Below are 21976 nucleotides of genomic sequence, written 5' to 3'. Positions count from 1 at the left end.
ACGGCATACGGCGGGGTGCGTCGGGACGCCAGGCAGGCAGTGCACGACCCGTGCGCCGTCGACGCAACTGAACCAAGCACAAGGAGAACACGGCATGGCCGTCGTCACCATGCGCCAGCTCCTCGAGAGCGGCGTCCACTTCGGGCACCAGACCCGTCGCTGGAACCCGAAGATGAAGCGCTTCATCATGACCGAGCGCAACGGGATCTACATCATCGACCTGCAGCAGTCGGTGACCTACATCAACAACGCGTACGAGTTCGTGCGCGAGACCGTCGCCCACGGTGGCTCGATCCTCTTCGTCGGCACCAAGAAGCAGGCCCAGGAGCCCATCGCCGAGCAGGCGACGCGCGTCGGCATGCCCTACGTCAACCACCGCTGGCTCGGTGGCATGCTCACCAACTTCCAGACGATCTCCAAGCGTCTGACCCGTCTCGTCGAGCTCGACGAGATCGACTTCGAGGACGTCGCCGGCTCCGGCCGCACCAAGAAGGAGCTCCTGCTCCTCAAGCGTGAGCGCGACAAGCTCGACAAGACCCTCGGTGGCATCCGCGGCATGGCCAAGGTCCCGTCCGCCGTGTGGATCGTCGACACCAAGAAGGAGCACCTCGCCGTCGACGAGGCGCGCAAGCTCGGGCTCCCCGTCATCGCGATCCTCGACACCAACTGCGACCCCGACGAGGTCGACTACAAGATCCCCGGCAACGACGACGCGATCCGCTCCGTCACGCTGCTGACGCGGGTCATCGCCGACGCCGTGGCCGAGGGCCTCATCGCGCGTTCGGGTGGCAACGCCGCTGCTGACACCGAGGACGCCGGCAACGAGCCGCTCGCCGAGTGGGAGCGCGAGCTCCTCGGTGGCGACGCCGAGGCTGCTGCCGAGACCGCCGAGACCGTGGCCCCCGAGGCCGGCGCGACCGCCGCTGCCGACGCTGCCGAGGCCGCTCCGGCTGAGGCTGCCCCGGCTGAGGCTGTTCCCGCCGAGGCTGCTGTCGAGACCGAGGCCGCTCCGGTCGAGGCCGACGCTGCTCCCGCCGAGAAGGCCTGAGCCCCACCCTTCTCCGTCCGTCTTTGACACAGAAAGAAGCGCATACACACATGGCGAACTACACCGCCGCTGACATCAAGGCGCTCCGTGAGTCCACGGGTGCCGGCATGCTCGACGTCAAGAAGGCCCTCGACGAGGCCGACGGCGACCAGGCCAAGGCCACCGAGATCCTGCGGGTCAAGGGCCTCAAGGGCGTGACCAAGCGCGAGGGTCGCACGACCTCCAACGGCCTGGTCATCGCCAAGGCCGAGGGTGGCGTCGGCACGCTCGTCGAGGTCCTCTGCGAGACCGACTTCGTCGCCAAGGGTGAGAAGTTCATCGCTCTGGCCGAGCAGGTCTTCGCCCAGGCCGTCGCCGTCAAGGCCACCAACGCCGAGGAGCTGCTCGCGAGCACGCTCCCCGAGGGCCAGACCGTCCAGGAGCTGCTCGACGCGTCCAACGCGACGATCGGCGAGAAGATCGAGGTCAAGCGCGTGGCCCGCGTCGAGGCCCCGAACGTCGCCGCGTACCTTCACAAGACGAGCCCCGACCTGCCCGCGCAGATCGGCGTCCTCGTGGCGACCGAGGGTGGCGACGAGTCCGTCGCCCGCGACGTCGCGATGCACATCGCCGCGTTCAGCCCGACCGTCCTCACCCGTGACGAGGTCGACGCCGAGACGGTCGAGAACGAGCGTCGCGTCGCCGAGGCCACGGCCAAGGAGGAGGGCAAGCCCGAGGCTGCGCTCCCGAAGATCGTCGAGGGTCGCGTCAACGGCTACTTCAAGGAGAACGTCCTGCTCGAGCAGCCGTTCGCCAAGGAGCCGAAGAAGACCGTCGCCAAGGTCCTCGAGGAGGCCGGCGCCACGGCGACGTCCTTCGCGCGTTTCCGCGTCGGTGGCTGACCCACTGGTCTGACCCCGCTGGCACACAGCATCCGGTATGCCGTCCGCTCACCCGAGCGGACGGCATACCTGCGTCTCGGCCTGATCCGGACGGGAGGTCGCGCGTGGGGACGAAACGGCTGCGACGCCGTCCGGGCCGGAGGATCATGGCTCCCATGGACCGGCGCGTCGATCGCGAATCGGGCCCCGCAAGCAGGAGTCGGGCGTTCGGGCCCGTCCTGTTCGTCGTCACCGCTGTTGCCGTTGCAGCGCTGGTCACGGCCGTCGTCGTCGCCTTCGAGGACACCTACGGCGACCAGACGGCCACCCGACCTGATGGGAAGATGCTCGTGCTGGGGGCGGTGCTGGCGCTCGCGGTCGGTGCGGCCGCCCTGCCGGCCCTCAGGCTCGCCGGCGAGACCCGGTGGGTGAAGGTCGTCGTGGCCGTCGTCGTCCTCGGCGTCCTCGTGGCGCCGTACCTCGCGCGCATGGCGGACATCGAGAGGGCCCGGGACACGCGGGCGTCCGCACGGGTGGCCCTCGTCAACCGGAGCGAGCCGCTGGCGCCCGGGGTGGCCGACTCGGCCACGAGGATGGAGGCCGCGATCGAGGACCTCGAGCTGGGTGCCGACGCCGGGCCCGTGCTCGAGGGTGGTGGTGGTCGCGCCGTCCTCTGGATCCTGGCGACGGACGTCGAGGAGGCACTGTCGGCCTATCGCCAGCGCCTGACCGAGGCGGGCTGGCTGATGACGTCCGAACCGGGCGCCGATGCCCTCACTGCAGATCGTGTCCCCTTGCACATCGAGGTGGTGCGGGCTGAGGACGGCAACCTGCAGCTGACGGTCACTGACGATGCCTTCAGCGAGGCCTCGGAGTCGAACTGACCGCCGCCGAACACTCAGTCGTCGAGGCCGCGGGTGAGCCACGGGTGGAACAGCCGGGTCATCCTCGGGAGGATGAGGTAGGTCATGAGCGGCGTCGCGACGACAGTGGACAGCAGCACGCGGGCCCACACCGGCCAGCCGCCGGTGAACGGCGCGAAGAGGTAGCCCAGCGCCAGCGAGGTGGGGAAGAAGGCGAGCCAGATGACGACCATCTGCTTCCACCGTGGGGGAGCAGGGGGCGCGACCGACGACGAGAGATCGGCCACGGCGTGCTCGGTGGGCTCGTCGAACCAGCCCTCGATGCCGGTCCGGTGCTCGATCCTCGTGTCCTCGACGAGGTTGGTGCCGGCGGTGAGCCACCGGTTGCGCTCGTTGGACTCCTGCCACGTGGCGAGCGACTCGCGCGAGTCGAACCGGTAGAGCATGTGCCAGTCGGTCGACTGCCGCGACGGACGCACCCATCCGGAGCCCAGGAATCCGGGGAAATGGCTGGCCATCTGGGTGCCGGCGTCGGCCCACGCACGCATGAGGAGCTCGTCCTCCGGACGGACGCGTCGGGTGATGGCGACGGTCACGGGCCCGGCGCTGGGGGAGGCCTGGGCTGGGGTCTGGGTCACGGCTCCCAGTGTGCCAACCCGGAGGGCGCGCACCCACGCGCGGTGTGCGAGGATTCGGGGCACCGCCAGCAGACACTGCCGAGGAGGCACGGTGACCACTGACGTCCAGACCCAGCTCGCCCCGACGACCACCGCAGGGCGCCCCCGACGGGTTTTGCTCAAGCTCAGTGGCGAGGTGTTCGGCGGCGGCAAGATCGGGGTCGACCCCGAGGTCGTGCGCGGCATCGCCGCCCAGATCGCCGCAGCGATCCGCCAGGGCACGCAGGTGGCCATCGTCGTCGGCGGCGGCAACTTCTTCCGCGGCGCCGAGCTGCAGCAGAAGGGCATGGAGCGCTCCCGGGCCGACTACATCGGCATGCTCGGCACGGTGATGAACTGCCTCGCCCTCCAGGACTTCCTCGAGAAGGAGGGCATCGACACCCGCGTGCAGACCGCCATCACCATGGGCCAGGTCGCCGAGCCCTACATCCCGCGACGTGCGATCCGCCACCTCGAGAAGGGGCGAGCGGTGATCTTCGGTGCCGGAGCCGGTATGCCGTACTTCTCCACCGACACGGTGAGCGCACAGCGAGCACTGGAGTGCCAGTGCGACATGGTGCTCATGTCAAAGAGCGGCGTCGACGGGGTCTACGACTCCGACCCGCGCACGAACCCGGACGCGCGCAAGCTCGACACGGTGACCTACTCGGACGCCCTTCGCAAGGGGCTCAAGGTCGTCGACGCCGCTGCGTTCAGCCTCTGCATGGAGAACGGCCTGCCGATGATGGTCTTCGGGATGGAGGGCGAGGGCAACATCACCCGCGCCATCCTCGGCGAGCGCATGGGGACCCTCGTCACGCCGTGAGGCCCCGCGGCCACGGCGTTCGCGCCATTCTTTGACAGACTGGACCCTGCCGCCCCACCGGGCGGCACGGCATACCGAAGGAGACCTGCCCAGATGATCGACGACACCATGCTCGAGGCCGAGGAGAAGATGGAGAAGGCCGTCGAGGTCGCCAAGGACAACCTCTCCGGCATCCGCACCGGCCGCGCCCACCCCGGCATGTTCAACAAGGTCGTCGTCGACTACTACGGCGCGCCGACCCCGCTGCAGCAGCTCGCGTCGTTCCAGACGCCCGAGGCGCGCACGATCCTCATCTCCCCGTTCGACAAGGGCGCCATGTCCAACATCGAGAAGGCCCTGCGTGACGCGGACCTCGGTGTGAACCCGTCCAACGACGGCAACATCATCCGGTGCGTCCTGCCGCAGCTCACCGAGGAGCGCCGCAAGGAGTACATCAAGATGGCGCGCGGCCAGGGCGAGGACGCCAAGGTCGCGATCCGCAACATCCGGCGCCAGGCCAAGGAGTCCATCGAGAAGCTCGTCAAGGACGGCGAAGTCGGCGAGGACGAGGGCTCGCGCGCCGAGAAGGACCTCGAGCACACGACGAAGAAGTACGTCGACACGGTCGACGAGGTGCTCAAGAGCAAGGAGACCGAGCTGCTCGAGGTCTGACCTCGGGTGGACGTCCGAGATGAGCGACTCCTCCACCACTGAGGACCCTGCGGCCGCGCCGGAGGCACGGTCCAAGGCCGCTGCCCGGGGTGCCACCAAGGCACCCAAGGCCCCGAAGGCCGGCCGCAACCTCCCGGCAGCGATCGGCGTCGGGGTCGGGCTGGCCGCCCTCGTCATCGCCTCGCTGGTGTTCCGGCGCGAGCTCTTCCTGCCTGTCCTCGTCGTCGCCATCGTGCTCGGCGCGTGGGAGATGCGCCGCGCGGTGCGGCAGGCCGGTGTCGACGTGCCCTTCGTGCCCGTCGTCATCGGCGCGGTCTCGATGCTGCTCTCGGCCTACTACCGCGGCCCCGAGGCGCTCGTCCTCACCTTCGGCCTCACCTGCACCGGCATCCTCGTGTGGCGGGTCGCCGACGGGCTCGACGGCGCCATGCGTGACATCAGCGGCGCGCTGTTCGTCGCGCTCTACCCGTGCTTCCTCGGCGGCTTCGCCTCGCTGCTGCTCGCCGCCGACGACGGGCACCTGCGGATCATCTACTTCGTCCTCGTGACCGTGGCCTCCGACATCGGCGGCTACGCCTTCGGGGTCTTCCTCGGCAAGCACCCGATGGCGCCGTCACTCTCGCCCAAGAAGTCGTGGGAGGGTTTCGGCGGGTCGGTGTTCACCTGCGCGGTCGTGGGCGCCGTCGGTCTCGCCACCCTGCTCGGTGGGGTGTGGTGGCAGGGCGCCGTCATCGGTGTCGTCGTCGCGGCCGCCGCGACGATCGGCGACCTCATCGAGTCGAGCATCAAGCGCGACCTCGGCATCAAGGACATGGGCACGCTCCTGCCCGGCCACGGCGGCCTCATGGACCGTCTCGACTCGCTCCTCGTCTGCATCCCGGTCGTCTGGGCGCTGCTCCTCTGGGCGGCTCCCTGACCAAGCACCGGGAGTGGGAGACTGGGTCACGATGACCTCCCTCCCAGAACCCACCGTCGGCCGCCCCGTGCCGGGACAGCTCACCTTCCAGGCGCCGCGTCGCGGCAAGCCGCCGCGCCACCTCGCCGACCTCACCCCGGCCGAGCGCAAGGCCGCCGTCGAGGAGCTCGGCCACAAGGGCTTCCGCGCCAAGCAGCTCTCGACCCACTACTTCGAGCGGCTCGTCGAGTCGCCCGAGGAGATGACCGACCTGCCCAAGGCCGTCCGCGACCAGCTCGTCGCCGACCTCCTGCCGACGCTGCTCACCCCGGTCCGCACCCTCGAGGCCGACCGCGGCGCGACGCTCAAGTCGGTGTGGCGCCTGCACGACGGGGCGCTCGTCGAGTCGGTGCTCATGCGCTACCCGCGTCGGGTGACGATCTGCATCTCGAGCCAGGCGGGCTGCGGCATGAACTGCCCGTTCTGCGCCACCGGCCAGGCGGGGCTCACCCGCAACATGTCGGCGGCCGAGATCGTCGAGCAGGTCGTCGACGCCAACCGCAAGCTGCGTCACGGCGCCCTGCCCGCCATCGGCGCCACGCACCCGGCGGAGGCCGGACTCGGTGACGAGACCGACCAAGACACGGTCGACGCCTCGACAGAGCCTTCGGGTGGCCCGCAGCGCGTGAGCAACGTCGTCTTCATGGGCATGGGTGAGGCGCTGGCCAACTACAAGGCGGCCATCGGTGCGATCCGCCGCCTCACCGACCCCTCTCCGGACGGGCTCGGCATGTCGGCGCGTGGCATCACGATGTCGACCGTGGGGCTCGTCCCCGGCATCGACAAGCTCACCGCCGAGGGGATCCCCGTCACCCTCGCGCTCTCGTTGCACGCCCCCGACGACGAGCTGCGCGACGAGCTCGTCCCGATCAACACCCGGTGGAAGGTCGACGAGGCGCTCGACGCGGCCTACCGCTACTACGAGGCGACCGGCCGGCGGGTGAGCATCGAGTACGCCCTCATCAAGGACATCAACGACCACGCCTGGCGCGCCGACCTGCTCGGCGAGAAGCTCGTCGCGCGTGGCAAGGGCTGGGTGCACGTCAACCCCATCCCGCTCAACCCGACGCCCGGCTCGAAGTGGACCGCCTCGCGCCACGGCGTCGAGCAGCAGTTCGTCGAGCGGCTGCGCGCCCACGGCATCCCGACGACCGTGCGCGACACCCGTGGCTCCGACATCGACGGGGCCTGCGGCCAGCTCGCGGCGGCGACCTCCTGAGCGGCAGGTGAGCGCGGGTCCCACGCTCTGCGTGGGCCGGCATACGGGCTCCTTCGGTTCGGTATGCCGTCCGCCCACCTCCTCCGCTCCGGTTCCGGATCGTGACGTCAGGTCCGCCGTCTACTCTTGACGGATGCACCTGCGCACCGCCGTGGTCGGCGTCGTCGTCGCCCTGACCCTCACCGCCTGTGGTGGGACGCTGCCCGACAACCTGCGGGGCGAGGAGACGCACGCCAGCAGCCATGCGGCGTCCCCGGCGGCCTCCCAGGGCAAGGCCACGGCGACGTCCTCCCCGGAGGCGCCCGAGGTGGCACTGCGCGCCGGCGAGACGTTCCAGGACATCTCGATGGCCGCCGCGTACACCCCCAAGCCGCCGTACGGCAAGGGCACCGACGACTACCGCTGCTTCCTCGTGGACCCGCAGTTCGCGCAGGACATGATCGTCAGCGGCGTCAAGGTCATGCCGGACAACCCCGACGCGGTGCACCACGTCATCCTCTACAAGGTCGAGCCGCAGGACGTGGCGGCCGCGGAGGCGCAGGACGCCAGGGAGCAGGGCGACGGCTGGACCTGCTTCGGCGGCACCGGCATCAAGGGTGGCGCGGCCTCCCAGATCAACAGCGCCGAGTGGGTGGCCGCGTGGGCCCCCGGGGGTGGCGAGCGGGTCATGGCCGCGGACATCGGCATCCCGCTGCCCAAGGGCTCCCGCCTCGTCATGCAGATGCACTACAACCTCCTCGTCGGCGACGGCGCCGACCAGAGCAGCGCCCGGCTGCGGCTCACTCCGGCATCGGCAGGGACGAAGACCCCGCTCCGGACGATGGTGCTCCCCGCGCCCGTCGAGCTCCCGTGCCGCAAGGGCACACCCGGCGAGCTCTGCGCCCGCACACCGGCCGTCGCCGACATCCGGCAGCGCTTCGGGGAGCAGGTCGCGACCGCAGACCTCCTGCACCTGCTGTGCGGCGAGCTCAAGCCCGGGCCGACCCAGTCGTGCACCCGTCCCGTCACCGAGCCCGGCCAGATCCGCGCGGTGGCCGGCCACATGCACCTGCTCGGCAAGTCGATCACCGTGGACGTCAACAAGGGCACGCCCCGGGCCAAGCGGGTGCTCGACATCCCGGTCTGGAACTTCGACGACCAGGACGCCGTCCCGCTCCCGAAGCCGGTGCCCATCACAAAGGGCGACACGCTCACCGTGACGTGCACCCACGACCAGGCGATGCGCGACGTCCTCCCCGCCTACGAGGGCACGCAGGAGCGCTACGTCGCCTGGGGCGAGGGCACCACCGACGAGATGTGCCTCGGGGTCGTCCTGCTCACGCGCGGCTGAGGCTGCGCACCCGGGAGAACTTCCCGACCGACCCGGGAACGAGCCCGATCCGCGAAGGCACCCGCCGGCTCGATCCTCGATGGACACCGCGACCGACCGACGGTCGCCCCATTCGAGGAGCTCCCCATGTCACACGTCCCCGTTCGGCTCCGGCGGATCGCCGGAGCCCTCGCACTCGTCCACGTCGCGCTCATCTTCGCCGGGATCGCCATCCAGCAGGGACCGCTGTTCGCCGACGGCGCCCAGGGCATCGAGGACGCCTACGTCGAGGGCAACCTCACCCGCTCGTTCTCCGGCGGACTGCTCGAGGCCTTCGGCTTCGTCCTGCTCGTCCCGGTGCTCGTCATGCTGGCCCGCTGCTTCGGCTCGGGCAGTGAGGCGGGTCGCTGGGCCTCCTGGACCGGGCTGGCCTGCGGCCTGGCCTACGTCGCGCAGGTCTTCGCGGTGGGCTTCCCCGCCGGTGCGGCGGCGATGTACGGCGCGCAGCACGGCCTCGACACGGACACCGCCTTCGCGATCAACAACATCCGGCTGTTCGCCCACTTCCTCAGCGCCTACCTGCTCGCCGGGGCCACGGCCGGCGTCGCGCTGGCGGCTCTCGCGGACCGCACCCACACCAAGTGGGTCGGCGGCTTCGGGCTCGTTACCGTCGCAGCCCTCCTCGTCTCACCTCCGCTGACCGCGGTGCAGTGGCAGGACATCGGGACGATGGTCTGGCTCGTGTGGTTCGTCGGCGTGGCCGTGCAGCTGCTCCGCCGCGGGAGCACCGTCACCGAATCCGCCGGATCGCTGCCGGGCGGCGTCCTCGTCGGGCACCCTTGAGGCGAGGTGAGTCATGCGAACGGTGAGGGTGGCCCTGACGCTGGTCGTCGCTGCCCTCGCCGTCGCGTGCGCCCTCGTCCCACCGCTGTTCGCCACCGCCGGTCGTGACGGGTTCGACGACGCGGCGATCGTCCTCGTCGTCGCGACGTATGCCGCCGTCGGCGCCGTCATCGAGCTGGCCAGGCCGGGTCACACGGTGGGGCGGCTCATGCTCGCCGGCGCGTTGGCCTGGGGTGTGGGGGAGGCGCTCGTCGCCACCCCCCTGCGGAGCGAGGTCATCGACGAGGCGGCGGCACTCGTCGGCGTGGCCGGCACGGCGGTCCGCGGCGGGGGCTGGCTCCTGCTCGTCGTGGTCCTCCCGCTCGTCTTCCCCGACGGGAGACCGCCTCGGTATGCCGGCCGCCTGGCTGCCGCGTGCGTCGCGCTGCTCGTGCTGGGCTCGGTCCTGGCGCCGGTGCCGCTCGAGGACCGCCTCGCCGGTGTCGACAACCCCGTGGGGCTCGACGGGCCGTGGACGGTCGTGGCGGACCTCATGGCCATCGGGGCGCTCGTCGTGGCGTCCGCCTGCCTGGCCGTCGCCGTCACCGCCATGGTCCGGCGCTGGCGCCGGGGTGACGACCTGCAACGGCAGCAGGTGATGATCTTCGCGATCGCGTTCGCCCTGCCGTTGCTGCTCATGCCCCTCGTGGCGACGCCGTGGGTGGAGCCGTGGATGTTCGCGCTGGTCATGGCGCCCGTCCCGGTCGCGGTCGCAATCGCCCTCCTCCAGCGGCGTCTCTACGACGTGCAGATCGTGGTGAACCGGTCGGTCACCTACGTCGGGCTCTCGGCCGCACTGGCCGGCATCTACGCCCTCGTCGTCGGCGGGGTCGGCGCCATGCTCGTGGACCGCGGCACCCCCTGGCTGCCCTGGGCCGCAGCGGGGGTCGTCGCCGTCGCGTTCGCTCCCGTGCGCGACTCCCTCCAGCGGGCGGCGAACCGCCTCACCTACGGGCGATGGTCGGCGCCCGCCGAGGTGCTCGCCGAGACCGGGCGACGCCTCGCGGACGCGGCCGACGGACCGGCCCTGCTGCGCTCGCTCACCGACGAGCTGGTCGACGGGCTGCGGCTCGACCACGTCGAGATCCTCGACGCGACCGGGCGCCCACTCGCGGCCAGCGGGGTGCGCGGAGCCGAGGTCCACGTGGTGCCGCTCACGGCATACGGGTCCGAGGTCGGCACCCTCCACTGGAGCGGGCGGACCCTGCGCGAGCACGAGGGCCGGCTCCTGGACGACGTCGCACGGCAGGTGGGCGGGGTGGTGCACGCCGCGGGGCTCGTGGAGGACCTGCGCTCGGCCCAGGAGCGCCTCGTCGCGGCCCGGGAGCACGAACGGCGGCGGCTGCGTCGGGACCTGCACGACGGGCTCGGGCCCTCGCTCGCCGGGTTGGGGTTCCAGGTCGACACCATCAGCAACCTCGTGCGGTCCGGGCGCGCGGTGGACGACCGGCTGGACCTGCTCCAGTCCGGGCTGCGCGAGACGGTGGCCGAGGTGCGGCGCATCGTCGACGGCCTTCGCCCGGCCGCCCTGGACGACCTCGGGCTCTTCGTCGCGGTCGCCGAGCTCGGCCATGAGCTCGTCGGCGCGGCCGGACTGGACCTCACGCTCGACCTGCCCGGCACGAGGCCAGTGCTGCCCGCCGCAGTCGAGGTGGTCGCCTACCGGGTGGCCCAGGAGGCGCTGACCAACGTCGTCCGGCACGCGGGTGCGACGAGCTGCCGCGTGGCGGCGACCGTGTCGGACGACGTGCTCGCCCTCGACGTCAGCGACGACGGCGGTGGGTCCGACGGCTCCTCCTCGCACCGGTCCCGAGGACTGGGGGTGGGTCTGCGGAGCATGTCAGAGCGCGCCGACGAGATCGGCGGCCGCGTCGAGGTCAGCTCCCTGGCTCGAGGCACCCTCGTCTCGCTCCGGTTGCCGCTCGGCGCTGGGGTGACGGCATGACCCGCGTCCTCGTCGTCGACGACCACCCACTGTTCCGCGACGGCTTGGTGGGCCTGCTGCGGACCGTCGACGACATCGAGGTGGTGGGTGCCGCCGGTGACGGCGTGGAGGCTGTCTCGGTGGCGAGGGCCACCGACCCTGACGTCGTGCTCATGGACCTCAACCTCCCGGGGCTGCCGGGGCTGGAGGCGACCCGGCAGATCCTCGCCGAGCAGCCGGGCTGTCGCGTCCTCGTCCTCACGATGCAGGCCGACCAGGCGAGCGTGACCTCCGCCCTGCGGGTGGGTGCGAGCGGATACCTCCTCAAGGAGGCAGGCCAGCAGGAGGTGCTCGCCGCGATCCATGCCGTCGCCGCGGGCGGCACGGTCATGGGGCGGGGGACCGACCCGCACCGTGGCCGACCGCCCGTCGACCTCACCCCGCGTGAGTCGGAGGTGCTCGCACTGGTCGCGAAGGGATCGTCGAACACCGAGATCGCACGCGAGCTCGACCTCAGCCTCAAGACCGTGCAGAACCACGTGTCCAACGTGCTCGCCAAGCTCCAGGTCCGCGACCGCACCCAGGCGGCGCTGCGGATGCGGGGCCTGTGACGCCGGGGTGGCCTCAGGCGTGGCCGAGCACGATGTCCGCGGCCTCGTCGACGTCATCGACGAGATGGACCGCGCGCCCCAGACCGCGGTCGCGACCGAGCGCCTCGATCGCGTGCCAGACGGGCACGTCCCGCGACCAGTGGTCGACTCCCACGAGCACCAGGGGCGGCAGCGCCCTGTCCTCCTCGGCGTAGTAGAGCGGGGTGATCGACTGGAAGATCTCCTGCACCGTCCCCGCTGCTCCGTGGAGGATGACGAGTCCCGCGGTCGAGCGTGCCAGGAGGCCGTCCTCACGCAGGGCGTTGCTGAAGTACTTGGCGATGCCGTTGCAGAAGACGTTGGGAGGCTCGTGACCGTAGAACCACGTCGGGATGCCGACGCTGCGAACTCCGTTGTCGGACAGCGGGATTCGCACGATCTCGTCGTAGGTGTCGAGGGCGATCTGCGCCCAGTCGCGGATCGACGGGTGGAACGAGGGGATGCGCGCAAGCCGGCCCAGCGCCTCCGTCACGGCCTCCGGTGACGGGCACAGGGCCCCGAGGTTCGCGGCCTCCATCGCTCCCGGGCCACCGCCGGTCGCGACGACGAGGCCCGCGGAGGCGAGGCGGTGGCCGAGACGGGCGGCCCCGGCATACGCCTCGCTGTCGCGCTTCAGCGCGTGGCCACCCATAACGCCGACGACCGGTGAGCCGCCGAGGAACTCGCCCAGGGCGTCGGTCACCGAGTCGTCGTGGATCGCGCGGAGCAGCGTGACGAAGGCGTCGTGGTGCAGGTCGGCGTCCTTGGCCCAGTGGTAGGCGCGGGCATCGGGGGTGCTCTCGTAGCCGGAGCTGTCGAGGCCGGCGTACAGCTCGTGCGGCTGGTAGAGGCTCGCGCGGTAGGCGTTGACGGGGGCGTGCGGGTCGGTCGGGAAGACCAGCGCTCCGTGGAGGCGCAGGTGCTCACCGAGCTCGGGGGAGAGGCGACCGCCGAGGACGACGATGCCCTCCAGGTCGCTGCGGGCGAGCAGCTGGCCCTCGTGGCCGGTGAGGTCGAGGTCCTGGATCCGCAGGCCGCGCAGCGAGGTGCCGCTCGCGAGCGCTGCGTCGAGGTCGCGCAGCGTCTCGATCTCGTCCATGGTGCCCATCCTGCCCCGGCGGCTCCAGCGGCGGCCGGTCAGCGCAGGAGCAGGTTGAGGGCCACGGTGAGGATGATCGAGGCGATGATCGACACGGCGATCATCGTGAGGCAGCCGCGGCCGCCACCGACAGGGCGTATCTCCAGTGGGCTCATGGGGTGGACGCTACGTGACGCGACGGCGTCATACAGTCGGGGCATGGCTGCCGTGACGCAGAAGTCCGTCCTCTCCTCCGTGCCCACCCAGCTGCTCGTCGCAGGGGAGTGGCGCGACTCGCTCAGCGCGACGACGTTCCCGGTCCACGACCCGGCGACCGGAGGTGTCCTCGTCGAGGTCGCCAATGGGACCGTCGCGGACGGAGGGCTGGCGCTCGATGCAGCCGTTGCGGCACAGGCGGACTGGACAGCGACGGCACCTCGGGAGCGCGGCGAGATCCTGCGCCGGGCGTTCGAGCTTCTCACCGCCCGCACCGACGAGTTCGCGATGCTCATGACCCTCGAGATGGGCAAGCCGCTCGCCGAGTCGCGCGGTGAGGTCGCCTACGCGGCCGAGTTCTTCCGGTGGTTCAGCGAGGAGGCCGTGCGCATCCACGGCCGGTATGCCGTGAACCCGGCCGGTGGCTCCCGCCTGCTCACCATGCAGAAGCCGGTCGGCCCGACGTTCATGATCACGCCGTGGAACTTCCCGCTCGCGATGGGGACCCGCAAGATCGGGCCGGCCGTCGCGGCCGGCTGCACGATGGTGGTCAAGCCGGCCCAGGAGACACCGCTGTCGATGCTGGCCCTCGCCGCGCTTCTCGAGGAGGCGGGTCTGCCCGCCGGGGTGCTCAACGTCGTGACGACCTCTGACACCGCCTTCGTGTCGGAGCCGATCATCCGCGACCCCCGGCTGCGCAAGCTGACGTTCACCGGGTCGACCGCTGTGGGGCGCAGGCTCGTCGAGCAGTCGGCCGAGCAGCTGCTGCGCGTCTCGATGGAGCTCGGCGGCAACGCGCCGTTCCTCGTCTTCGAGGACGCCGACCTCGAAGCCGCCGTCGACGGGGCGATGCTCGCCAAGATGCGCAACATCGGCGAGGCCTGCACCTCGGCGAACCGGTTCCTCGTCCACGAGTCGGTGGCCGAGGACTTCGGGCAGCGGCTGGCGCGGCGCATGCGCGGGCTCACGGTCGGCAAGGGGACCAAGTCCGGTGTGCAGGTGGGGCCGCTCATCACCGCCAAGGCGCGCGACGGCGTGCACGAGCTCGTGCAGGACGCGGTCGACCGTGGCGCGCGGCTGCTCACCGGCGGCGACAAGGTGGCCGGTCGCGGGCACTTCTACGCTCCGACCGTGCTCGTCGACGTGCCGGCCGACGCCCGGGTCCTCGGTGAGGAGATCTTCGGGCCCGTCGCGCCGGTCACGACGTTCGCCGACGAGGCCGAGGCCGTGCGCCTGGCCAACTCGACCGAGTACGGCCTGGTCGCCTACGCCTACACCCGTGACCACTCCCGGGTGCTGCGGGTGAGCGAGGCGCTCGAGTTCGGGATGGTCGGCATCAACACCGGCATCGTGTCGAACGCCGCGGCGCCGTTCGGTGGGGTGAAGCACTCCGGCTTCGGCCGAGAGGGAGGGTTCGAGGGGATCCACGAGTACCTCGAGACCACCTACGTCTCCCTCAACCCCTGACCCCACCCACCCCGTCCGTAGGGTGCTCGCCATGAGTGAGACCTCGCAGTCGACCGACCCGGCGACGATCGACGCGCTGTCCGACGCGGCGCGTGCCTCCGGTGGTGCGCTCGGTGCGCAGACCGCCCTGTGGCGCGCGATGTTCGGACTCGAGAAGTGGTTCTTCGTCGCGCGTGGCACCCCGCCCGAGGTCGGACCGCTCGTGGGCCTGGTCGACGAGGTGCCCTCGCTCCTCGCGTTCACCACCGGCACCCGCGCCCGGGAGTTCGCACTCGCGAACGGCTTGGACGAGGAACAGGCGAGCCGGGTCCTCTCCGTGCCCTCCAGCGGCATTCTCGACCTGTGCGACCAGCTCGCCCAGCACGGTGTCAGGCGGCTCGTCGTCGATCAGGGGACGCTGGGCTTCTTCGCCCCGCTCGACCAGCTCCGACCGATCCACGGCTTCATCCAGGAGCACCCGCCCGAGGGCTGAGGGGAGCGCGCGGAGGGACGTCCCGCACGGATGCGGCGCCACGGGCACAATGGCGAACGTGACCTCACCCGTGACCGGACGTCGCTCGGCGCTCACGTGGCTCGTGCCACTGCTCGTCGTCGCCCTCGTCGTCGGGCTGTGGTGGGTCGCGAACCGCGACGGCGTCACGGCCGAGGACCCCGCAGCGAGGGCGACGGCGACCGCGGGGCCGAGCGGGACGGCATACCCCTCCGGAGCGAGGACGCCCGACTCGGGACTGGAGACGGTCGCGGAGTCGAGGCTGCCGCGCCAGGCGAAGGCGACGCTCGCGCTCATCCGGGCCGGAGGGCCGTACCCGTACGACCAGGACGACCGGACCTTCCAGAACCGCGAGGGCATCCTGCCCCAGCAGAAACGCGGCTACTACCGCGAGTACACCGTCGAGACACCGGGATCGGACGACCGCGGGGCTCGCCGGATCGTCGGCGGCCAGGGCGGCGACAGGTACTGGACCGACGACCACTACGACAGCTTCCGGCAGATCCAGGAGGGTCAGTGATGCGCGTTCTCGGTGACCAGGTCGACCTCGACGGGCTCGTGGCCGACGCCGTCGAGGAGGGGCGCCTGGTGCAGGTCGTCCAGGGCGCGCCGACCAAGGCGGCCACCCTCGAGGCCTTCTCGGAGGCGCTCAACTTCCCCGAGTGGTTCGGCATGAACCTCGACGCCCTCGCCGACTGCCTCGACACCCTGGCCCGCGAGAGCGAGGGTGACTGGGAGATCGTCTGGGACGGCGCGGCCGAGCTGCGGCGCTCCGACCCGCGTGCCGCGACCGGGATCGAGTCGGTGCTGGCCGAGCTCGACGAGGACCACCCGAGCGTCCACGTGACCATCATCGAACGCTGAGGCTCCCATCCCGACCCGGCGCCCCGCTGTGGGACGGTGGAGGGCATGGCGACCACGACGAACCCACCTGACCTGGGGCCTTCGGCCCAGCGGCTGAGCGACGTCGTCGGGGGAGTCGACGACTCCCGGCTCGACGACCCCACACCGTGCGACGGACGCACCGTCTCGCAGCTCCTCGGGCACCTGCACGGCCTGACCCTGGCCTTCCGCGCGAGCGCGGACAAGGAGCTCGGGCCGCTCACCGACACCAACCCCGACCAGCAGGGCTGGCCGGACGCACCGCCTCAGTGGCGGGAGGAGATCCCGGCGCAGTCCGAGCGGCTCGCTGCGGCCTGGCAACAGCCCGACGCCTGGACCGGCATGACGCGGGCCGGTGGCTTCGACGCGCCCGCCGAGGTCATGGGGCTGGTGGCGCTCAACGAGATCACCCTGCACGCGTGGGACCTCGCCCGTGCGACCGGCCAGGAGTTCGCGCCCGACGAGGCAACCGTCGAGGCACTTGCCGGCCACGTCGAGGGTTTCGACAAGGGCGGGACGCCCGGCATGTTCGGTCCGGCGGTCGATGTCCCCGGGGCGAACGAGTTCGAGCGCGTCCTGGCCCGCGCCGGCCGTGACCCGGGCTGGCGGGCTCCCGAGAGCACCTGACGTCCGCTGGCAGGATGGTCGCCGTGACGACACCGAGCCAGACCCGAGTCGACCTGTCCGAGATCATGCGTGCCACCGAGTCCAACCTCCTGGGGACCGTGCACGGCGGCGTCCTCATGAAGGCGGTCGACAGCATCGCCGGCGTCGTCGCCAACCGCTACGCGGGCGGGCCGGCCGTCACCGCCGCGATGGACGAGATGACCTTCCTGACCCCGGTGCGGGTGGGCGACATCCTCCACTCGAGCGCGCAGCTCAACTGGGCCGGCCGCTCGTCGATGGAGGTCGGCGTGCGCGTCGAGGTCGACCGGTGGGACGCGATCACCGACCGGGTCCACGTCGCCAGCGCCTACCTCGTCTTCGTCGCGGTCGACGCCGACGGCCGCCCCAAGCACGTCCCGGAGCTCGACCTCGAGACGGCGGAGGAGCGGCGCCGCTTCCGCGAGGCCGAGATCCGCCGCGAGCACCGGCTCGCTCGCAGGACCGCCATCGAGGCCTCCCGCGAGGCCGAGGCCGAGGCTGGCCGGGGCGCCGGCAACGGGGCCGACGCGTGAGCCCGCGCAGCGTCTCCCTCATCGGCTCGACCGGCTCGATCGGCACCCAGGCCCTCGACGTTATCGGCCGCAACCGTGACCGCTTCACCGTCACCGCGATCAGTGCCGGAAGCAACGTCGACCTCGTCGCCCGCCAGGCCGTCGACTTCGACGTCCCCCTTGTCGCCCTGGCGTCCGGCTCCGTCGAGGACGTGCGCTCCGCGATCGGTGCGTATGCCGCGGGGCTGGGGCGCGGGTCCCACGCTCTGCGTGGGCCGGCATACGCACCCGAGATCGTGGTCGGGGACGGGGCGGCGGTGACGGCCGCCGGGAACGGCGCCGACGTCGTCCTCAACGGCATCACCGGCTCGATCGGGCTGCGGCCCACGCTGGCGGCGCTGGCGGCCGGGTCGACCCTGGCGCTGGCCAACAAGGAGTCCCTCATCATCGGCGGCGACCTCGTGAAGCGCGCCGCCAAGCCCGACCAGATCGTCCCCGTCGACAGCGAGCACAGCGCCATCGCGCAGGCGCTGCGCGGGGGACGCGCCGAGGAGGTCCGGCGCCTCGTCGTCACCGCGAGCGGGGGCCCGTTCCGCGGCCGCACGCGTGCCGAGCTCGCCGACGTCACGCCCGAGCAGGCGCTCGCGCACCCGAACTTCTCGATGGGGCGGGTCATCACGACGAACTCCGCAACGCTCGTCAACAAGGGACTCGAGGTCATCGAGGCGCACCTGCTCTTCGACATCCCGTTCGACCGGATCGACGTCGTCGTGCACCCGCAGCAGCAGATCCACTCGATGGTCGAGTTCCGCGACGGCTCGACCATCGCCCAGCTCGGCCCGCCCCGCATGCTCGTCCCGATCGCGCTCGGGCTCTCGTGGCCGGACCGCCTCGACGACATCGACGAGCCGTGTGACTGGTCGCTCACACAGTCGTGGGACTTCGCCCCACTCGACGACGAGGCGTTCCCCGCGGTGCGGCTCGCACGCCAGGTCGGCGAGGCCGGAGGGACCTACCCCGCGGTCTACAACGCGGCCAACGAGGTCGCCGTCGACGCCTTCCACGACGGACGGATCGGGTTCCTCGACATCGTCGACTCCGTGGAGCGGGTCGTCGAGGCGCACGCGGACGCGCATACTGGGAGTGAATTCGACGCGTCGACCGTTGACGGAGTGCTCGCCGCCGACGCGTGGGCCCGGGGACAGGCCGCCACCGAGCTCGGCATCTGAGCCCTCACCGACCGTCACCGACCGTCACCGACCGCTGGAAGGCACGAAGGTTCGTCTCATGACCGTTCTCGCATACATCGTGGGCGTGCTCGTCCTCGCCGTGGGCGTGGCCGCCTCGATCGCGCTGCACGAGGTCGGCCACCTCGTGCCGGCGAAGCGGTTCGGCGTGCGCGTGACCCAGTACATGGTGGGCTTCGGGCCGACGATCTGGTCGCGCCGCCGCGGTGAGACCGAGTACGGCGTCAAGGCGATCCCGCTCGGGGGCTACATCCGGATGATCGGCATGTTCCCGCCGCGGCCGGGCGAGGACCCGACCAAGGTGCGCGTCTCCTCGACCGGGCGCTTCAGCCAGCTCGCCGACGAGGCCCGCAAGGCCTCGCTCGAGGAGCTGCGCCCCGGCGACGAGGACCGCGTCTTCTACCGCCTCCCGGTCCACCGCAAGGTCATCATCATGCTCGGCGGGCCGTTGATGAACTTCGTCATCGGCACCGTGCTCCTCACCGTCCTCGTCACCGCCCACGGCATGCTCGCGGTGCAGGAGGGCGCCCGGGTCGCCGCGGTCGCCGAGTGCGTCAAGACCTTCGAGGCGGCCCAGACCGACCCGAGCTGTGCAGGTGCTCCCGAGACCCCCGCCAACGCGGCCGGCATCCTCCCGGGCGACGAGATCCGCACGATCAACGGCGAGCCCGTCCTGAGCTCGGCCGACGTGGGTCGCCTCGTGCGCCCGCGGGTCGACCAGCCGACGGACGTCGTCGTGCTCCGCGCGGGCACCGAGCGCACGCTCTCCGTCACCCCGATCCTCAACACGCTCCCCGCCTACGACGACCAGGGCCAGCCCATCCTCGGCGCCGACGGCAAGCAGAAGGTCGTCGAGACCGGCTACCTCGGCGTGAGCTCGGCGGCGCTCCTCGACTACGAGACCCAGCCGATCACCGCCGTGCCCGGGATCATCGGTGAGAACCTCTGGCGCACGGCCACGGCCATCGTCCGCATCCCGCAGAAGATGGTCGGTGTCTGGAACGCCGCCTTCTCCGGTCAGGAGCGCGACCTCGAGAGCCCCATCTCGGTGGTCGGCGTCGGGCGCGTGGCCGGTGACGTGTCGGCGGGCAAGCTCGACGACGTCGTGGGCGAGTCGTGGGGAGACAAGGCGTGGTTCCTAGTCATGCTCATCGCCTCGCTGAACTTCATGCTCTTCGTCTTCAACCTCATCCCGCTCCTGCCGCTCGACGGCGGGCACGTCGCCGGGGCCCTCTGGGAGGGGACGAAGAAGGGCTGGGCGCGGATGCGCGGCAACCCCGACCCCGGTCACGTCGACGTCGCCAAGGCCCTCCCTGTCGCGTATGCCGTGTCGCTGGGCCTGCTCGTCATGTCGGCGCTGCTCATCTATGCCGACATCGTCAACCCGATCGACCTCGGCGGCTGAGGCGCCTGAGGTGCCTGAGGTCGCGTCCGCCCGCCTGGAGCGCCCGGTGAGGGTGCGCGGCGTGGTGCGCGGACGGCATACCGGATAATGGGTGCCATGACTGTTGGTCTCGGTATGCCGTCCCTGCCCCCGCCCGTGCTGGCGCCCCGTCGCAAGACGCGCAAGATCAAGGTCGGCAAGGTCGAGGTCGGTGGCGACGCCCCCATCTCCGTGCAGTCGATGACGACGACGCCGACGACCGACATCAACGCCACGCTCCAGCAGATCGCCGAGCTCACCGCGACCGGCTGCGACATCGTGCGCGTCGCGTGCCCGAGCCAGGACGACGCCGAGGCGCTGCCGGCCATCGCCAAGAAGTCGCAGATCCCGGTCATCGCCGACATCCACTTCCAGCCCAAGTACGTCTTCGCGGCGATCGACGCCGGCTGCGCCGCGGTCCGCGTCAACCCCGGCAACATCCGCAAGTTCGACGACCAGGTCAAGCAGATCGCCGCGGCCGCCAAGGACGCCGGCGTCTCGATCCGGATCGGCGTCAACGCCGGTTCGCTCGACCCGCGCCTGCTGCAGAAGTACGGCAAGGCCACCGCCGAGGCGCTCGTCGAGTCGGCGGTGTGGGAGGCCGGGCTCTTCGAGGAGCACGACTTCCACGACTTCAAGATCTCGGTCAAGCACAACGACCCGGTCGTCATGGTGCGCGCCTACGAGATGCTCTCCGAGCGGGGCGACTGGCCGCTGCACCTCGGTGTGACCGAGGCCGGGCCGGCGTTCCAGGGCACGATCAAGTCGGCGACGGCGTTCGGCGCGCTGCTCTCCAAGGGCATCGGCGACACCATCCGCGTCTCGCTGTCCGCTCCTCCCGTCGAGGAGGTCAAGGTCGGCAACCAGATCCTCCAGTCGCTCAACCTCAAGCCCCGCAAGCTCGAGATCGTGTCGTGCCCGTCGTGCGGTCGCGCTCAGGTCGACGTCTACACCCTCGCCGAGCAGGTCACCGCCGGGCTCGAGGGCATGACCGTCCCGCTGCGCGTCGCCGTCATGGGCTGCGTCGTCAACGGTCCCGGTGAGGCCCGCGAGGCCGACCTCGGTGTCGCCTCCGGCAACGGCAAGGGCCAGATCTTCGTCAAGGGCGAGGTCATCAAGACCGTGCCCGAGGCCATGATCGTCGAGACCCTCATCGAGGAGGCCATGCGGATCGCCGAGGAGATGGGCGAGCCGATCGACGAGGAGACCGCGGGCGCCCCGAGCGTCACGGTGGGCTGACCGCGGACAGTGGCGGACGGCATACGCCTCCGCACGGAAATTCGCGCGGGACGGCAGGTGCGGTGCAGGTTCGCCGCCTAGGCTGATCGCGTGCTCCGCACCCGAACCCCGGTGAGGTCACTCACCCGCAGCGACGTCGACGACGCTCTCGAGCTCTGCTCGCGCAACGTCCCGGCGCACGTGTTCGTGGCCGCGCGGATCCTCGAGACGTTGTCCAGCGGCTCGGTCGCGGCGGCGATGGGCGTGCGCGAGGACGGCCGGCTCACGTCGATGTGCTGGGCGAGCTCCAACATCGTGCCCGTCGAGTCCACTCCCGGGGCGAGGGCGATGTATGCCGATCGGATGCGTCGCTGGCGCGGCCGGGTCGCCTCGCTGCTCGGCCCCCGTGAGGAGGTCGTCGACCTCTGGGACGACCTCGAGCCGGACTGGGGCCGGCCGCGGGCGATCCGTGACCACCAGCCGCTGCTGTCCACGTCGACGCCGCCGTCGGCGCTCGGGGTGGAGCTCGACCCGAGGGTGCGTCCGGCGCGGGCCGACGAGGTCGACATCGTGCTGCCGGCCGCCGCCCACATGTTCACGGCCGAGATCGGCTACGCGCCGTACTCGGGGTCGCCGCGCAGCTATCGCGGCTCGCTGGCGTCGCTCATCGCGCGCGGTCACACCTACGTCGTCGTCGAGGACGGCCAGGTGATCTTCAAGACCGACATCGGGTCGCTGGCGCTCGGGTGCGCGCAGCTGCAGGGGGTGTGGCTGGCGCCGCACCTGCGCGGGCAGGGGCTCGCCGTGCCGATGCTGGCGTCGGTGATGGAGCAGGTGATGGCGGGGCAGGCGCCGATGGTGTCGCTGTACGTCAACGACTTCAACGCGCCGGCGCTGGCGACCTATGGTGCGCTCGGGTTCGCGCCCGTCGGCGACTTCACCACCGTCCTCCTCTGACGACGCCGGCTTGGTCCGC

The 21976-nt window shown here is 71.3% G+C and carries 23 protein-coding genes; 21 read left to right on the top strand and 2 right to left on the bottom strand.

The window, feature by feature from the left end:
• Nucleotides 1–94 precede the first annotated feature (94 nt).
• From rpsB to LL946_RS00735, 3 genes are all read left to right on the top strand, one after another.
• Complete coding sequence (gene rpsB, locus LL946_RS00745; RefSeq protein WP_404383780.1) at nt 95–1048, top strand: 30S ribosomal protein S2; 954 nt, start codon at nt 95–97, stop codon at nt 1046–1048.
• Between the two features lie 50 nt (nt 1049–1098).
• A complete protein-coding gene (gene tsf, locus LL946_RS00740; protein ID WP_404383778.1) occupies nt 1099–1929 on the top strand; it encodes a translation elongation factor Ts in 831 nt (276 codons plus the stop codon).
• Nucleotides 1930–2084: 155 nt separating this feature from the next.
• On the top strand, nt 2085–2792 hold the full coding sequence (locus LL946_RS00735; protein WP_404383776.1) for a hypothetical protein: 708 nt from the start codon (nt 2085–2087) through the stop codon (nt 2790–2792).
• Between the two features lie 14 nt (nt 2793–2806).
• On the opposite strand, the gene LL946_RS00730 is transcribed toward LL946_RS00735, so the two are convergent.
• Nucleotides 2807–3409, bottom strand: a complete 603-nt coding sequence (locus tag LL946_RS00730; protein ID WP_404383774.1) for an antibiotic biosynthesis monooxygenase — start codon at nt 3407–3409, stop codon at nt 2807–2809.
• 91 nt (nt 3410–3500) lie between these two features.
• Between LL946_RS00730 and pyrH the strand changes: the two genes are divergently transcribed.
• From pyrH to LL946_RS00690, 8 genes are all read left to right on the top strand, one after another.
• Nucleotides 3501–4253, top strand: a complete 753-nt coding sequence (gene pyrH / locus LL946_RS00725; protein ID WP_404383772.1) for a UMP kinase — start codon at nt 3501–3503, stop codon at nt 4251–4253.
• A 93-nt stretch (nt 4254–4346) separates the two neighbouring features.
• Entirely contained in the window at nt 4347–4904 is a 558-nt protein-coding gene (gene frr / locus LL946_RS00720; RefSeq protein ID WP_404383770.1) for a ribosome recycling factor, read from the top strand.
• Between the two features lie 19 nt (nt 4905–4923).
• Nucleotides 4924–5820, top strand: coding sequence for a phosphatidate cytidylyltransferase (locus tag LL946_RS00715; protein WP_404383768.1), 897 nt, complete (start codon nt 4924–4926; stop codon nt 5818–5820).
• Nucleotides 5821–5851: 31 nt separating this feature from the next.
• Nucleotides 5852–7078, top strand: coding sequence for a 23S rRNA (adenine(2503)-C(2))-methyltransferase RlmN (gene rlmN / locus LL946_RS00710; RefSeq protein WP_404383766.1), 1227 nt, complete (start codon nt 5852–5854; stop codon nt 7076–7078).
• A 133-nt stretch (nt 7079–7211) separates the two neighbouring features.
• Nucleotides 7212–8408 (top strand): hypothetical protein, encoded by a 1197-nt coding sequence (locus LL946_RS00705; protein WP_404383764.1) that lies wholly within the window; start codon nt 7212–7214, stop codon nt 8406–8408.
• A 126-nt stretch (nt 8409–8534) separates the two neighbouring features.
• Complete coding sequence (locus LL946_RS00700) at nt 8535–9230, top strand: hypothetical protein (protein ID WP_404383762.1); 696 nt, start codon at nt 8535–8537, stop codon at nt 9228–9230.
• 13 nt (nt 9231–9243) lie between these two features.
• On the top strand, nt 9244–11214 hold the full coding sequence (locus LL946_RS00695; protein WP_404383760.1) for a histidine kinase: 1971 nt from the start codon (nt 9244–9246) through the stop codon (nt 11212–11214).
• Nucleotides 11211–11804 carry a response regulator gene (locus LL946_RS00690; protein WP_404383758.1) on the top strand — a complete coding sequence of 198 codons (594 nt, stop codon included), beginning with the start codon at nt 11211–11213 and terminating at the stop codon, nt 11802–11804. Before LL946_RS00695 ends, LL946_RS00690 begins: the two co-directional genes overlap by 4 nt.
• A gap of 13 nt (nt 11805–11817) precedes the next feature.
• On the opposite strand, the gene LL946_RS00685 is transcribed toward LL946_RS00690, so the two are convergent.
• On the bottom strand, nt 11818–12921 hold the full coding sequence (locus LL946_RS00685) for an LOG family protein (RefSeq protein WP_404383756.1): 1104 nt from the start codon (nt 12919–12921) through the stop codon (nt 11818–11820).
• Nucleotides 12922–13119: 198 nt separating this feature from the next.
• Here LL946_RS00685 and LL946_RS00680 point away from each other — a divergent pair, with 198 nt between their 5' ends.
• The 10 genes from LL946_RS00680 to LL946_RS00635 all read left to right on the top strand — a co-directional run bounded on the left by LL946_RS00680 (nt 13120) and on the right by LL946_RS00635 (nt 21957).
• Entirely contained in the window at nt 13120–14583 is a 1464-nt protein-coding gene (locus tag LL946_RS00680) for an NAD-dependent succinate-semialdehyde dehydrogenase (RefSeq protein WP_404383754.1), read from the top strand.
• A 31-nt stretch (nt 14584–14614) separates the two neighbouring features.
• A complete protein-coding gene (locus LL946_RS00675) occupies nt 14615–15055 on the top strand; it encodes a hypothetical protein (RefSeq protein WP_404383752.1) in 441 nt (146 codons plus the stop codon).
• Between the two features lie 49 nt (nt 15056–15104).
• Nucleotides 15105–15593, top strand: coding sequence for a ribonuclease domain-containing protein (locus LL946_RS00670; protein WP_404383750.1), 489 nt, complete (start codon nt 15105–15107; stop codon nt 15591–15593).
• On the top strand, nt 15593–15937 hold the full coding sequence (locus LL946_RS00665) for a barstar family protein (protein WP_404383748.1): 345 nt from the start codon (nt 15593–15595) through the stop codon (nt 15935–15937). The genes LL946_RS00670 and LL946_RS00665 overlap by 1 nt, the downstream gene beginning before the upstream one ends.
• 45 nt (nt 15938–15982) lie before the next feature.
• Nucleotides 15983–16582 carry a TIGR03086 family metal-binding protein gene (locus LL946_RS00660; RefSeq protein WP_404383746.1) on the top strand — a complete coding sequence of 200 codons (600 nt, stop codon included), beginning with the start codon at nt 15983–15985 and terminating at the stop codon, nt 16580–16582.
• Nucleotides 16583–16596: 14 nt separating this feature from the next.
• Nucleotides 16597–17133 (top strand): acyl-CoA thioesterase, encoded by a 537-nt coding sequence (locus LL946_RS00655; protein ID WP_404383744.1) that lies wholly within the window; start codon nt 16597–16599, stop codon nt 17131–17133.
• On the top strand, nt 17130–18341 hold the full coding sequence (gene dxr, locus LL946_RS00650; RefSeq protein ID WP_404383742.1) for a 1-deoxy-D-xylulose-5-phosphate reductoisomerase: 1212 nt from the start codon (nt 17130–17132) through the stop codon (nt 18339–18341). The genes LL946_RS00655 and dxr overlap by 4 nt, the downstream gene beginning before the upstream one ends.
• A 58-nt stretch (nt 18342–18399) precedes the next feature.
• Entirely contained in the window at nt 18400–19764 is a 1365-nt protein-coding gene (locus LL946_RS00645; protein WP_404383740.1) for a M50 family metallopeptidase, read from the top strand.
• Between the two features lie 96 nt (nt 19765–19860).
• Nucleotides 19861–21021, top strand: coding sequence for a flavodoxin-dependent (E)-4-hydroxy-3-methylbut-2-enyl-diphosphate synthase (ispG, locus tag LL946_RS00640; RefSeq protein ID WP_404383738.1), 1161 nt, complete (start codon nt 19861–19863; stop codon nt 21019–21021).
• A gap of 90 nt (nt 21022–21111) precedes the next feature.
• Complete coding sequence (locus LL946_RS00635) at nt 21112–21957, top strand: GNAT family N-acetyltransferase (RefSeq protein WP_404383736.1); 846 nt, start codon at nt 21112–21114, stop codon at nt 21955–21957.
• Nucleotides 21958–21976 lie beyond the last annotated feature (19 nt).

This window comes from Knoellia locipacati (assembly GCF_044791685.1).
In the GTDB taxonomy this organism is placed as follows: domain Bacteria; phylum Actinomycetota; class Actinomycetes; order Actinomycetales; family Dermatophilaceae; genus Knoellia; species Knoellia locipacati_A.
Note: the sequence above shows the minus strand (reverse complement) of the source record. Positions and strands in the feature narration are given on the sequence as shown.

Bases quoted from the DNA above. Each gene is read 5' to 3' on its own strand.
- rpsB (WP_404383780.1), top strand. From the start codon at position 95: ATGGCCGTCGTCACCATGCGCCAGCTCCTCGAGAGCGGCGTCCACTTC.
- tsf (WP_404383778.1), top strand. From the start codon at position 1,099: ATGGCGAACTACACCGCCGCTGACATCAAGGCGCTCCGTGAGTCCACG.
- LL946_RS00735 (WP_404383776.1), top strand. From the start codon at position 2,085: ATGGACCGGCGCGTCGATCGCGAATCGGGCCCCGCAAGCAGGAGTCGG.
- frr (WP_404383770.1), top strand. From the start codon at position 4,347: ATGATCGACGACACCATGCTCGAGGCCGAGGAGAAGATGGAGAAGGCC.
- LL946_RS00715 (WP_404383768.1), top strand. From the start codon at position 4,924: ATGAGCGACTCCTCCACCACTGAGGACCCTGCGGCCGCGCCGGAGGCA.
- rlmN (WP_404383766.1), top strand. From the start codon at position 5,852: ATGACCTCCCTCCCAGAACCCACCGTCGGCCGCCCCGTGCCGGGACAG.
- LL946_RS00705 (WP_404383764.1), top strand. From the start codon at position 7,212: ATGCACCTGCGCACCGCCGTGGTCGGCGTCGTCGTCGCCCTGACCCTC.
- LL946_RS00700 (WP_404383762.1), top strand. From the start codon at position 8,535: ATGTCACACGTCCCCGTTCGGCTCCGGCGGATCGCCGGAGCCCTCGCA.
- LL946_RS00695 (WP_404383760.1), top strand. From the start codon at position 9,244: ATGCGAACGGTGAGGGTGGCCCTGACGCTGGTCGTCGCTGCCCTCGCC.
- LL946_RS00690 (WP_404383758.1), top strand. From the start codon at position 11,211: ATGACCCGCGTCCTCGTCGTCGACGACCACCCACTGTTCCGCGACGGC.
- LL946_RS00685 (WP_404383756.1), bottom strand. From the start codon at position 12,921: ATGGACGAGATCGAGACGCTGCGCGACCTCGACGCAGCGCTCGCGAGC.
- LL946_RS00680 (WP_404383754.1), top strand. From the start codon at position 13,120: ATGGCTGCCGTGACGCAGAAGTCCGTCCTCTCCTCCGTGCCCACCCAG.
- LL946_RS00675 (WP_404383752.1), top strand. From the start codon at position 14,615: ATGAGTGAGACCTCGCAGTCGACCGACCCGGCGACGATCGACGCGCTG.
- LL946_RS00670 (WP_404383750.1), top strand. From the start codon at position 15,105: ATGGCGAACGTGACCTCACCCGTGACCGGACGTCGCTCGGCGCTCACG.
- LL946_RS00665 (WP_404383748.1), top strand. From the start codon at position 15,593: ATGCGCGTTCTCGGTGACCAGGTCGACCTCGACGGGCTCGTGGCCGAC.
- LL946_RS00660 (WP_404383746.1), top strand. From the start codon at position 15,983: ATGGCGACCACGACGAACCCACCTGACCTGGGGCCTTCGGCCCAGCGG.
- LL946_RS00655 (WP_404383744.1), top strand. From the start codon at position 16,597: ATGGTCGCCGTGACGACACCGAGCCAGACCCGAGTCGACCTGTCCGAG.
- LL946_RS00645 (WP_404383740.1), top strand. From the start codon at position 18,400: ATGACCGTTCTCGCATACATCGTGGGCGTGCTCGTCCTCGCCGTGGGC.
- ispG (WP_404383738.1), top strand. From the start codon at position 19,861: ATGACTGTTGGTCTCGGTATGCCGTCCCTGCCCCCGCCCGTGCTGGCG.